Origin of the sequence: Photobacterium sp. GSS17 (assembly GCF_028621875.1) — a bacterium.
Taxonomy (GTDB): Bacteria; Pseudomonadota; Gammaproteobacteria; order Enterobacterales; family Vibrionaceae; genus Photobacterium; species Photobacterium ganghwense.
Genome location: NZ_CP117518.1, coordinates 462,732 through 475,135, shown reverse-complemented (window position 1 = coordinate 475,135; position 12,404 = coordinate 462,732). Strand labels below are relative to the sequence as shown.

The window sequence follows — 12,404 nt, the reverse complement described above, 5'->3', positions numbered from 1 at the left end:
ACATATCGGCCGCTTGATGAGACTGCATTAGAGATCCTCACAGTACTTCTGAACAGGGGGAGTCCCCTCCCCCTTTGTGACGGTATAACTATGGAAGCAATTACTTCGTCATACGCTCGGCAACAGTATTCAGTGCATCATCCACTGACTGACGACCTGTTACTACGTTGGTGATTGCCGCTTTTTCGGCATACCAGAAGGCAGACATCTGAGGAATGTTTGGCATTACCTCACCGTTCATTGCGTTATCCATAGTTGCAGCAATACGCTTGTCAGAGCTCAGTTCTTGCTGGAAGGATTTCAGAGCGACCGCACCCAGAGGGGTGTCACTGTTCACTTTAGCCAGACCTTCGTTAGTCAGCAGGTAGTTTTCCAGGAACTCAACAGCCAGATCCTGGTTTGGCGACGCCGTGCTGATGCCCGCAGTCAGTACGCCAACGAAAGGCTTGGACGGATTACCGTTCAACTTAGGCAGCAGCGTTACGCCGTAGTTGATGCCGGCTTTATCAATGTTTGACCAGGACCAAGGACCGTTGATGGTCATTGCCACATTGCCCTGGTTGAAGCCAGACTCAGCAATAGAATAGTCAACATCTGCTGCAATCACACCTTTGTCGACCAGGTTTTTCACGAAGTTCATGGCACGTTTGGCACCTTCGTTATTCACGCCCACGTCTTTGGCATCATAGCCATTCGCTGTGAACTTGAACGCGTAACCACCATCAGCTGCCAGAATTGGCCATGTGAAGAACGGTTCTTGAAGGTTCCACATAATGGCACGCTTGCCTTTTTTCTGAAGTTCTTTGTCCAGAGCAGCAATGTCTTCCCAGTTCTTCGGTGGGTTGGCAACCAGATCCTTGTTGTAAATCAGAGAAAGTGCTTCAACTGCAACCGGGTAACCCACATACTTACCGCTGTAAGAAACTGCATCCCAGGTGAAATCAACAAACTTGGCTTTGAAATCATCAGAAGGTTTGATTTCAGCCAGCAGGCCAGCCTGCGCATAACCGCCAAAACGGTCATGTGCCCAGAAAATGATGTCCGGGCCATCACCTGTAGAAGCCATTTGCGGGAATTTCTCTTCCAGCGCATCAGGGTGTGACACGGTTACTTTAATACCCGTGTCAGCTTCAAACTTTTTACCCACTTCTGCCAGGCCGTTATAGCCTTTATCACCATTAATCCAGATGGTCAGTTGACCTTCTTCAATCGCAGCGTGCGCCTGAACGGAGCCAAGAGCAGCAAGGGTACATAAAGCGACTGTGCTGAGGACTTTCTTCATTATTAACATCCTTCGTGATTGTTATTTGCAATGTTGCAGAACCTGACTGCAACAAAATTGTCAGGGTCTATCATCCATATTCAAAAGGCACTGAACATCATCCTGTGCCCTACGCCCCCACCCCCTCTAAGTTGAAAGCGTGATCTTGGTCATCTCGGATGGTGACGCAGATCTAATTATGAGGTGCATTTGTGATTATGCGCACATGGTAACCTGCCGTTTTTTCATTATCGGTGTACAGGTTTATAAAGTGTGATCCATGTACTCCTCCCCCCCTCATCCCCCTTTTTATTTATCAATAAGGAGGATGTTCAGCATGCCCGTCTGGGTAAAATTGGTTCCATACTCATCGGGGTAGTTGAAGACGCTTTTGACGATTTATTTTTGTTTTCACTGTGACCACTTTATTGGAGACGACAGGGCTACTTTATTTCTTGGGGAAGTAAATGGAGTAGATTGAGTCAGGGTAGCGCTTCATTTCACGTCAGCGATGTGTGATGACGCTACCCCTTTTTTTCAACTGCCGTTCAGGATTCTTTACCGGTAAGGTGCAAGCTGAATATCATTGCACCTTACAGGCAACAACAAACTTAGAGGATAAGCTCGATGACGAGTGTGACTTTACGAAACGTTTGTAAAGCGTATGGAGATAACCTGATTTCCAAGAATGTCGATCTTGACATCGCTGAAGGGGAATTTGTGGTATTTGTTGGTCCATCGGGCTGCGGTAAATCAACCCTGCTACGTTGTATCGCCGGTCTGGAAGACATCACATCAGGTGACCTGTTTATTGGTGAAGAACGCATGAACGACGTGCCGCCCTCTCAGCGCGGAGTCGGCATGGTTTTCCAGTCTTACGCTTTGTATCCTCACCTCAACCTGTTTGACAACATGTCATTCGGGATGAAACTGGCCAAAGCCGATAAGGCGGAAATCAAACGTCGTGTTGACCACGCGGCAGAAATTCTTCAACTCGGACATCTGCTGGAGCGCAAGCCAAAAGCCCTCTCTGGCGGCCAACGTCAGCGTGTGGCCATCGGTCGTACACTGGTCGCACAACCTAACGTCTTCCTGCTTGATGAACCACTCTCTAACCTCGACGCTGCCCTGCGTGTGCAGATGCGTATCGAACTGGCCAAGCTACACAAGCAGCTGGGCTGCACCATGATTTACGTTACCCACGATCAGGTTGAAGCCATGACTCTGGCTGACAAGATTGTGGTACTTGATGGCGGATTTGTGTCTCAGGTCGGAAAACCACTGGAACTATACCATTATCCGCAAAACCGTTTCGTAGCAGGTTTCATCGGTTCACCGAAGATGAACTTCATGAGCGTATTCATTGAAGAAGTGGAAAGTGACCGAGTGATGGTGCAAATGGCGAACGGCAAAGCATTCTGGATTCAGGTTGACGGTACGACGGTGACCAAAGGTGACCGCATGTCTTTAGGGGTGCGCCCTGAACACCTGGTGCCTTGCGACGACGGTGATGCCTGCATTGAAGGCCGCGTTTTGGTTGTCGAGAAACTGGGCCACGAGACACAGGTTTACCTGGAACTGGAAGGCGTGGATGCAGACTTCATCTACCGTCAGTCAGACACCCTATCTATCGATTCCGGCGAACGTTTTTCGGTTGGTATTCCTGCGCATCGCTGCCATCTGTTCCATCGTGATGGCACTGCCTGCCGTCGCTTGCATCAGGAAGATGGTGTCTAACGCAGCTAGAGCAGCCTTTATGGTCGATGCCTTGCAAACACTCGGGGTAGCAGGCATTTATCGTTGAACACTGAGTTCTTTAAGCTGTCGGGTCTTTAATTAAGCAACTAAGACCTAATATGCGAGGCCTTAATATTCCAAGAGATAAATAATCCAAGAGATAATTAATCCAAACGGCCGGTTTTCTAACCGGCCGTTTTTGTTTCGTTCACCTTGGCAGAGTCACTCCGTCAGGTTTTCCTCTTCCCCTATCGAGTCCCCAATACAGGATCAACATGGAGCGTACAGTGAACCAATTCTACACTTAATACGTACCCACTTAGGATAATGGGTCTGCCCGTGTCACCATTTTACACCCGGGCTGAGCCCCCCTGATGTTGGTCACTTTGATTGAGGAGCGAGCTATGAACCATCGTGACAGAATCGAAGATCTTGAACAGCGTATCTATTTCGCCTACCAGGAAGGCGACTATCAGCAGGCAAAAATGCTGGAAAATGAAGTGAAAAAGCTTAAAGGTCAAAAAAGTCTGTTTGATAGCAGAGAGCCGTACTCAATTGAAGGAAGGATTTACCCTGACGAATAATGATCCTCCCCAGATAGCGCTACCCGCGTTATAGGTACAAAAAAACGGGCACGTTCAAACGTGCCCGTTTTTTCAGCGTTTTGCTTTCTGTTTATCTAACGTCTTATCTGACTTTGCCTTAATGGCCGAACAGTCAACGATCTACAAAGCGTGTTTTGCCTCACCGTCTCCCGCCACTGCCAACAGGGACAGAAGCTCAGGCTGAGGTTTCCTCATCCTGACGTAGCCCCAGCTTGTCTGCCAGAGGCTCCAATGCTGCGCCTTGCAAGACAACAGAAATCAGAACAATAAAGAACACCATATGCGCCATTTGTTGTGCGCCTTCTACACCCGCCGCAGCCGGAATCAACGCAAACACAATAGGCGTTGCGCCTTTCAGGCCAATTGCGGAAATAAACAGCTTCTTATTGCGCTCAACCTTACGAAACGGCAGATAACTCAGGAATACCGCGGCCGGGCGAGCCACAAAAATCAGTGCTATCGCAGGCAAAATTGACGCCAGGGCATCACTGAACAGCTCCTTCGGAAAGAACTGCAAACCCAGAATGATGAACATCAGAGCCTGAGCCAGCCACGACACGCTGTTGAAGAAGTGCCGGCTGACTTCCCGACCCCTTTGCAAATTATTGCCAATCATCACGCCTGATACGTACGACGCGATCAGGATGTTGCCGCCCAGCAATTCGCCGCCATAAGTAGCAATAAAGAAGCAGGCCATCACAAATACCGGAATAAGACCGTATTCTTCAAGTTTGATCGCATTTAGCAGGCCGACACAGATTTTTCCGACAGCGTAACCCACCAGCAGTCCAACCACGACTTGCTGCAGTAGCGTGACCGTGATGGATCCGACGGTAACAGGATCACCAGACATCGCCAGAATACCGGTCAGGATAGTCACCATCAGCAACGCCACCGGGTCATTCGTCGCAGATTCGAACTCAAGTACAGTGTCTGTGTTGTGCTTCAGCTTAAGCTTTTTGGATTCAAGAATCGAAAATACCGCCGCCGCATCAGTTGATGAAACCACGGCAGCAAATAACAAACAGGCCAGGAAATTGAAATCCGTAATAAAGTACAGCATGCCGCCAAGCAGCACTGTCGTTAGCAGCACGCCAATGGTGGACAGAATACCGCCTTCTTTAAACGCCACCCGAATCGCGCTGGTCGATGTATTCAGGCCACCCACAAATACAATTACATTCAGGGCAATTGAGCCTATCAGTGAGGTCAGTGCAAGATTATCGTAAATAAAGTTAAATTCCCCGTTACCGAACATCAGTCCGACACCAATGAAAATCAGCAACGAGGGGATACCCAGTGTTTTAGATGGCTGATGCAGCAGGATGCCTAACGCCACCAGACAAGCCATAAGTACAAATGCAATTTGTAAGGTCAATAGAGTTCTCCTAGCCAAGGAAAGTGTTTGCACTAGTATATGCTAATAGTGTTAATTTCCGGCAAAGAAATAGACCAAATAATCATTTCAACCTGTTAAAAAACAACTAATTTCGCGCATATTTTTACCATTCGATAATCGTGGAAAAGTCTTACTGGGACTGTCTGGCTGTTTCTGTGCCTCTTCGCCTTTTCATCGACTTTTTTCGCTCTTACTCTTATCAGAGATATTCATCGGTTCAACAATCAGGGGCACTTTTTTCTGTTCTTAATAAAAGTGGTATCTGATGTGATAACGGCAGTCATGCTTTAACGTTTTTCTCTCAGTTTCATGCTCCTCTTTCATACTCATTTTAGATGCTCGATTCGCAGACTTGCTGAAAATCCCCTTTATCAGACAAAAGAGCGGCATGATGAATATAAGTCTGGGTTTCCCTCTGAAAGCACGCCTGATTTCTCCCGCATTTGATCGTGATGAACATCAAGTTTCCACACATTGAACCACAAAATTTTTATGCGATTTTCATCACGATAATTTGCAGTTTGTGACAATGAGCCCTTATCAAACGGCGCCTTACGCCACTTTCTACGCCTCTAAACCTGTGATAATCGTCATGTTAAATTTCTTTCAGCCCGCCTCAAAAGGTTTCAAATTTTGATCTGCACCACAACTTAACCCTAATTTATGCCTCCACCCCATACCAAGGCTACAAAACGTGATCTGGACACTCCTCCTCCCTCCTATCCTCATAGGGAGGAGGGAGGAGGAGGATGTTTATGCGTCAGGTGAGGCTCAATATAAACGCATCAGGTAAACACTGTGAGTTTCACTGTCGAATTCACGCTTATCTCGGTTTATTTGAGAACGTGACCCTACTGGTCCGGCGGGTTTGAACACAACCCGCCCATTTTACAAATGGATTTCAGGCGGCGGGTTGTATCCGTAAGAAGCCCACCACCTTTTATAAGCAAATAAAAAAATATAACGTTCCATGAAGGAGTTTCAGTAATGAAATTGAACAAGATTTGTCTGACTGCCGCGGCAGTGTCTGCTGCACTGATGTCCACTGCGACATTTGCTGAAAGCGGTGTAGATTTCCATGGTTACATGCGTGCAGGTGTTGGGATCAGCGGTGAAAACGGCGCAAACCTTTCTTACGAGAAAGCCAAAGTTGGCCGTCTGGGTAACGAAAACGACGTCTACGGCGAAATTGGTCTGGGCAAAGAAGTGTACAACCAGAATGGTAAGTCTTTCTACGTTGACTCTATGCTGGCTGTAACATCAAACGGTTCAAACGACTGGGAAGGCACTGGCTCAACGTGTGAGTTCGAATCATCAAACTCCACCATCAACTGTAAAGACGACCTGGGCGTTGCACTGCGTCAGTTCAATGTTCAGGCGAAAGGCCTGTTCAGCGGCGACAAAGAGGCGGTTCTGTGGGCAGGTAAGCGCTACTACCAACGTCATGATATCCACATTTCTGACTTCTACTACTGGGATACGTCTGGTGCAGGTGCCGGTGTAGAAAACCTTTCTCTTGGCGCAGGTAAACTGTCTGTTGCATGGCTTCGTGACGATTCTGGCGATGTGAACGTTAACAACTTCGACGTGCGTTACGCCGGCATCGGTCTGTGGTCTGATGCCAGTCTGGAACTGGGCGTCAACTACGCCATGGTTAACGAAACAGACGCTCAGAAAGTCGGCAACAACTACAACGATGGTGTGATGCTGACAGCAGAAATGACTCAAGGTAACTTCCTGGGTGGTTTCAACAAAACTGTTCTGCAGTACGGTACAGAAGGCTTTGGTGAGCAAATGGCAGGCCTGGGTGCCGGTCACTACTTCAATGCTTCGTCTAACGACGATGCAGAAGGCTACCGTATCATCAACTGGGGTGTGATTGCGCCAGCTAAGAGCTGGGAAATCGGCCACCAGCTGGTTTACGCAAATACCTCATTTGATAACGCTAAAGACCACTCCATCTTCAGTGCTGTGGTTCGTCCAATGTACAAATGGGATGACAGCATGAAGACTATCTTCGAAGCCGGTTACTACGACGAAGATAAATCAGGTGAAGACAAGTCTGGAAGCAAGTTCACTATCGCTCAGGCATGGTCTGCCGGCGACAGCTTCTGGGCACGTCCTGAAATCCGTGTTTACGCTAGCTACCTGTCTGACTACGACAACGACAATGCGTTCGGTGCTGGTAACGACACTGAGTACAACGTAGGTATCCAGGCTGAAGCTTGGTGGTAATCGACTGTCTGGTGGTCACTATCTTGTGATAACTGACCACGACACGTAATACCACAGCCAGTCTCTCCCGAGACTGGCTGTATTTGATTTCATGCTCTATTTCACCGCATGAGCTCAAATACAGCCACATAAAAGGTGTAAAGATAATATGAAAAAACTGCTTCCCCTCTGTATTGCTGCCGCTCTGCTAGGTGGCTGTGCCAGCAATGAGAATATTGTTGATACTTCAGCGTCTGCCGCCCAAGCTGCGCAACGCAATGCCTCACTGGCACAAATTGACTGGAAACCTCTATCACTGCCATCAGATGTCGCTTTTGAACTGAATACCAAGAGCCAGACCTACTACGCCGCTGACAGTGCCGGCCCGATAGCGGCCTTCAAGGTGCCCGCCAACCGTGGGGCTATCACCCTGAAGCTAAAGAGCTTTGCTAACAACACCATTTATGCTCCGAACATCAAGATTCTTGATCAGAACAACAAGGAACTGGAGAACTATCGCTTCGACCAGTTCGCTTACCAGCCAGCCAAGTTGCTCGACGGCGACCGTGTAGAAGGCGATTTCAGTTTTGTGCCTGCCTACAATACCGATGAAGTCCGTATTTTGGTGTACACCACCCCGCAAGATGTTCAGCAGTCGACTGAGATGCTGCACCCGGCTAAAGCCTATGCCCGTGCGCGCCACACCGTTGAGCCGGATATCCCGAATCCCTACGCACAACACAGTCCATATGGACGGTTTGCCATGCGTATCTCCTCGCCACAGCTCGATAATGCAGCCGTAACCTTCAACAAACCCATCCCCGATCAGGCTCCAGCGATGGAAGAGAGTCGCGGCTATTACTTGAATTCGATCGAAAACGCTGTCATTAATGGAGATATAGATAAGGCAATGAAGCTGCTGGATGAGGCTGAACGCCTGGGCATTAAAGACGCCCGTTCTACCTTCATCAAGGCAGTTGAGAAGCACTAAGCGATGTCTTTGCTGTAATAAAAGGCTGCTTTGGCAGCCTTTATTCGTTGTTCGAGGGAAACATGAACTGGCAATTCGAAACAGGTTCACCACATGATTTAGGTGTGACCCTATCGGAAGAAGGCTGTAATTTTGCTATTCACGCGCCTTCACACCTCCACCTGAATCTGATTATTTTTGATCACGACGACCAGCCCTGCACTATCCCACTATTTGCACATAATCACGGTGTTCACTCTGTCTTTATCCATGACCTTGGCAATGGCGTGAAATACGCGTACCAGGGCAAACAAGGCAATGACATCGTCTGGATTCTGGATTCGTACGCCACTCGCCTGGCAGAGAATCCATTCAGTACGCAAGTACCGGCTGCCGTGACCTATTATCAACCCTTTGACTGGGGCAATAGTCGCCATCCACGCATTCCGCGTGCCAGCACCATCATCAATGAAGTCCATGTCAGAGGCTTCACCCAATCGCACCCTGGTATTCCTGAACATATTCGTGGGACATACCTTGGCCTCTGTCACCCGAGCATTCTGGCGCATTTCAAAACACTCGGGGTGACTACACTGCAACTTCTGCCGATTGCGACCAGTTACGACGAGCCGCATTTACAGGAAAAAGGGCTGACTAATTTCTGGGGATACAACCCACTCAGCTGGTTTGCACCAGATGCCCGCTTCGCATCAGAAGACCCGATTGCTGAGCTGAAACAGCTGGTGAAAACCTACCATGAGCACAACATTGAAATCATTCTTGATGTGGTCTTCAACCATACGGCTGAAGGCGGCGAAGAGGGGCCGGCCTTCCACCTGAAGTTGCTGGACAAGAAGTATTACCTGCTGAACCATGACAAGTCTTTCATCAACTATACCGGCTGCGGGAATACGGTCGATCTTACCTATCAGCCCAGCCTGAACATCGTGTTGGATAACCTCCGGTACTGGGTAAATGAGTTCCAGATTGACGGCTTCCGCTTCGATTTAGCGGCCACACTGGGACGTCATGGCCATTACTTCGCACCCGACAGCGCGTTTTTTAAAACAATAGCGCAGGATCCGGTGCTTAAGCGTATCAAGCTGGTCGCCGAACCCTGGGATATTGGCCCAGACGGCTACCAGCTTGGCCATTTTCCGTCACCGTGGAATGAATGTAACGACAAATTCCGAGATACCGTGAAAAGCTACTGGCTCCGTCGTGACAATAATGTCAGAGAGCTGGCTACGCGAATCATGGGTTCCCGTGATCTGGTCAGTGCGGGGCTCTGGCCGCATAAACTGCCAGTCAATTATATTGCCTACCATGATGGTTTTACCCTGCAAGATCTGGTGTCTTACAACCATAAACACAACATGGCAAATGGTGAACACAACCGTGACGGCCACGGTGATAACCGCTCCTGGAACCACGGCATTGAGGGTGACACCGATAACTATGCCGTACGCTTTCGTCGTGAACGCCAAAAACGAAACCTGATGACCACCCTGCTCTTCAGTTTTGGGATTCCCCATATTCTGGCGGTTGATGCCTTGTCGCATACCCAAAAAGGGAACAACAACGCATACTGTCAGGACAATGACATTAGTTGGGCTGACTGGACACCGGGTGAGGACAAAGAAGACTTCAAGCGCTGGTTGTCATGCATGGTTGACGCCCGACAAACCTACATGACACCGTTTATACAAGCCTTCAGCGGCCACGATCGCGGTCGTCACCGGGTGAACTGGTTGCGTTCAAACGGAACGCCAATGAATGCCGATGACTGGCAACACATCGAAGCGTTTGCATTAATCCTAGGACTGGATAAACACGGTGATGAATTGATGTTTCTGTTTAATGGCTCTGAGATTCCGACCCGGTATCGTCTGCCCGAAAACAGCCGTTGGAAAATTATTTGTGATACCTCTGAGCTGGCAGTGTGCAGCAGGGAGATTCAAACCACCTATATGCAAAGCGCCCATTCGATGACGATACTTTGTCGGCAATCTGCTTCAATAAACACCTGATGGAGATGTGCGGGAAACGGTATCAAGCAGAGCAAGCTGACACAAAAGAAGCCTGTTTCTGCTCTGATGTCGTCAAGTCCCTCAAAACATCAGTCCGGCGTTACTCGCCGGGCTGATGGCTGATGAGAAACACTACCTGGTTCATACTTCCTGATTGATATCTCAGGGAGTCATCCGTCTTTGTGCTAATCGCACAAGATACGACAGGATGCAGGCTTCAGAGCCATTGAAGAAAAGAGATCGTAAAACCGTTTTCGCCGATCAGAACGGGCTGTCTTTGTCGAGCTCAGTACAAATACTGGATACGGCCAACGCCAGCGCCGAGCGGATAACTTGCTCTTGCCGTGCCAGTTGCATCTGATAAAACGCAATATCAGTATCATCATCCGGCGGCAGAATATCGAGCTGCACCACGCCCATCTTATGTACTACTTTCAGCGTTTTAATCGGCTCCAGAATAGCCGGATCAGTAAATCCGTAGTCCTGACTTTCCTTATTGAGGAAATCCCGCAAGCGGATGATTGCATCCATGTCATCGTAGACATCATGGGAAACGACGCCAAGACCAAACAACAGTTTCAGTCTGACGGTCAACTCCCCTAACGGCCCTGCACTCCCGAGCAACGGTTCGACGACAGATTTCACCGCGAAATCATCCTTCCGAAAAATGCGCTGCACAAGGGCATCAACAGCTTCTTCGAAAATTTCCACCGTAGAAATGAAAAATCCCCGAGCTGTCGGCGCCTCACTTAGCCTTTCAAGAATGTCTGACTCCTGGTCACTCTGTGCCATAACAACTGTCTTCTCTAAATAAATCAGGGGGGTAACAGGGGAAGGACCTGCGCCCTTCCCGGCCTTCCTGATGCGTTTCAATGTCACGTTGACAAATCAGGGTGAAATATCGAACGCGGTTACCTACCAAGCAGTTCAACTACCAAGCAGTTAACTACAAGGTCTGGTAAATCGCTTCGATTTTTTCTGCCTCCTGACTGTCAGCAGACAATCCCGTGTACTGTGACAGTGCGGCTCGCAACCCTTTTTCCCGAATAACCGTCTGAAGCTCTACTGCTTGCGGATCGGTGTTATTGGTGTATTTCAGCGCGGCAGCAATGCCTTTCAACAACGTACCGTTTTCCGTACCGTATTCAATTGTACCGAGTAATGGTTTGATTAATCTATCATTTTCTCCGAGTTTACGAATAGGTTGACGACCGACCCGATCAATTTCATCTCGCAAGTAAGGATTGGCAAAACGGGACAGGATTTTTTCGATATAAGCATGGTGCAGTGCTCGGTCAAAACCGTAGCGACGAATCAGCACTTCTCCGCTCTCCTGCATGGCTGTTTTTACTTCAGCTCTGATCTCAGCATCTTCGATAGCATCACGTATTGTCTGATGCCCTTTCAATGCACCGAGGTAGGCGGTAATAATATGGCCGGTATTGAGGGTAAACAGCTTACGTTCGACAAAAGCCATCAGGTTATTCGTGGTTTCCATGCCCTCAATGGCCGGAATCTCGCCTTTAAACTGATCTTTATCGACAATCCACTCGCTGAAGCTTTCTACAGTCACCTCCAGCGGGTCATCATTAGCCGCTTCAGCAGGCGGAACAATACGATCAACCGCTGAATCTACGAACCCAACACACTCATCGGCCTGCTGGTGATAGATATTATTGAGATGCTTGTACACCTCCAGCTTGAGATGGCTGGTGCCACGAACCATATTCTCGCAGGCAATAATGTTCAGTGGCTGGTTGTTACCGGCCTCAAACCTATGGGTCAATCCCGTCGCAATGGTTTTTGCAATCAGATCCAATACGTTTGGGCCGACGGCGGTGGTCACCAGATCGGTGTGAATGATCTGCTCTATCACAGCCGGACTGGCCGAGTTGACCGCGGTTACATGGGTAACCGTGTCAATTTTACATTCACTGCCTACTACTTTCACTTTATAGGATTGCTGGTGAGAAAGTTGATCCACCAGCGGCTCATTCACGTCAGCAAAGGTGACCGCGACATCCGCATCTGCCAATAATTTACCGATGAAACCTCGACCAATGTTACCTGCGCCAAAATGTACTGCTTTCATATTCAAATCCTTCAACATCAATGCATTTATCATCACTCTCAATATGCTAGAGAGTGAATGAGGCCGGACAGCAACAGAGGCCGACCTCAGATTTAC

Annotated in this window: 9 protein-coding genes; 5 read left to right on the top strand and 4 right to left on the bottom strand. The window is 48.6% G+C overall.

All coding sequences use genetic code 11. The features are described from left to right. Positions 1 to 100 precede the first annotated feature (100 nt). Positions 101 to 1,282, bottom strand: a complete 1,182-nt coding sequence (gene malE, locus PGW97_RS18530; RefSeq protein WP_217392515.1) for a maltose/maltodextrin ABC transporter substrate-binding protein MalE — start codon at positions 1,280 to 1,282, stop codon at positions 101 to 103. Positions 1,283 to 1,888: 606 nt separating this feature from the next. Here malE and malK point away from each other — a divergent pair. Together malK and PGW97_RS18520 are read left to right on the top strand one after the other, a co-directional pair. Then, positions 1,889 to 2,998, top strand: a complete 1,110-nt coding sequence (malK, locus tag PGW97_RS18525; RefSeq protein WP_273860400.1) for a maltose/maltodextrin ABC transporter ATP-binding protein MalK — start codon at positions 1,889 to 1,891, stop codon at positions 2,996 to 2,998. Between the two features lie 404 nt (positions 2,999 to 3,402). Further along, complete coding sequence (locus PGW97_RS18520; RefSeq protein WP_047884598.1) at positions 3,403 to 3,582, top strand: hypothetical protein; 180 nt, start codon at positions 3,403 to 3,405, stop codon at positions 3,580 to 3,582. A 196-nt stretch (positions 3,583 to 3,778) separates the two neighbouring features. Here the strand turns inward: PGW97_RS18520 and PGW97_RS18515 are convergent, their stop codons facing one another. After that, the gene (locus PGW97_RS18515) at positions 3,779 to 4,981 is read right to left on the bottom strand and encodes a potassium/proton antiporter (protein WP_047884599.1); all 1,203 of its coding nucleotides are present in this window, start codon (positions 4,979 to 4,981) and stop codon (positions 3,779 to 3,781) included. Between the two features lie 1,014 nt (positions 4,982 to 5,995). Between PGW97_RS18515 and PGW97_RS18510 the strand changes: the two genes are divergently transcribed. From PGW97_RS18510 to PGW97_RS18500, 3 genes are all read left to right on the top strand, one after another. Beyond that, positions 5,996 to 7,237 (top strand): maltoporin, encoded by a 1,242-nt coding sequence (locus PGW97_RS18510; protein WP_047884851.1) that lies wholly within the window; start codon positions 5,996 to 5,998, stop codon positions 7,235 to 7,237. Positions 7,238 to 7,385: 148 nt separating this feature from the next. Then, on the top strand, positions 7,386 to 8,207 hold the full coding sequence (locus PGW97_RS18505; protein WP_047884600.1) for a MalM family protein: 822 nt from the start codon (positions 7,386 to 7,388) through the stop codon (positions 8,205 to 8,207). A gap of 62 nt (positions 8,208 to 8,269) precedes the next feature. Then, entirely contained in the window at positions 8,270 to 10,216 is a 1,947-nt protein-coding gene (locus PGW97_RS18500) for a glycogen debranching protein (RefSeq protein ID WP_273860399.1), read from the top strand. A 261-nt stretch (positions 10,217 to 10,477) separates the two neighbouring features. Here the strand turns inward: PGW97_RS18500 and PGW97_RS18495 are convergent, their stop codons facing one another. Next, positions 10,478 to 11,008, bottom strand: coding sequence for an MltR family transcriptional regulator (locus tag PGW97_RS18495; RefSeq protein WP_047884602.1), 531 nt, complete (start codon positions 11,006 to 11,008; stop codon positions 10,478 to 10,480). A 154-nt stretch (positions 11,009 to 11,162) separates the two neighbouring features. Beyond that, positions 11,163 to 12,308: a mannitol-1-phosphate 5-dehydrogenase gene (locus tag PGW97_RS18490; protein ID WP_273860398.1), complete on the bottom strand. Its 1,146-nt coding sequence runs from the start codon at positions 12,306 to 12,308 to the stop codon at positions 11,163 to 11,165. Positions 12,309 to 12,404 lie beyond the last annotated feature (96 nt).

Bases quoted from the DNA above. Each gene is read 5' to 3' on its own strand.
- PGW97_RS18490 (WP_273860398.1), bottom strand. From the start codon at position 12,308: ATGAAAGCAGTACATTTTGGCGCAGGTAACATTGGTCGAGGTTTCATC.
- malE (WP_217392515.1), bottom strand. From the start codon at position 1,282: ATGAAGAAAGTCCTCAGCACAGTCGCTTTATGTACCCTTGCTGCTCTT.
- PGW97_RS18520 (WP_047884598.1), top strand. From the start codon at position 3,403: ATGAACCATCGTGACAGAATCGAAGATCTTGAACAGCGTATCTATTTC.
- malK (WP_273860400.1), top strand. From the start codon at position 1,889: ATGACGAGTGTGACTTTACGAAACGTTTGTAAAGCGTATGGAGATAAC.
- PGW97_RS18500 (WP_273860399.1), top strand. From the start codon at position 8,270: ATGAACTGGCAATTCGAAACAGGTTCACCACATGATTTAGGTGTGACC.
- PGW97_RS18495 (WP_047884602.1), bottom strand. From the start codon at position 11,008: ATGGCACAGAGTGACCAGGAGTCAGACATTCTTGAAAGGCTAAGTGAG.
- PGW97_RS18505 (WP_047884600.1), top strand. From the start codon at position 7,386: ATGAAAAAACTGCTTCCCCTCTGTATTGCTGCCGCTCTGCTAGGTGGC.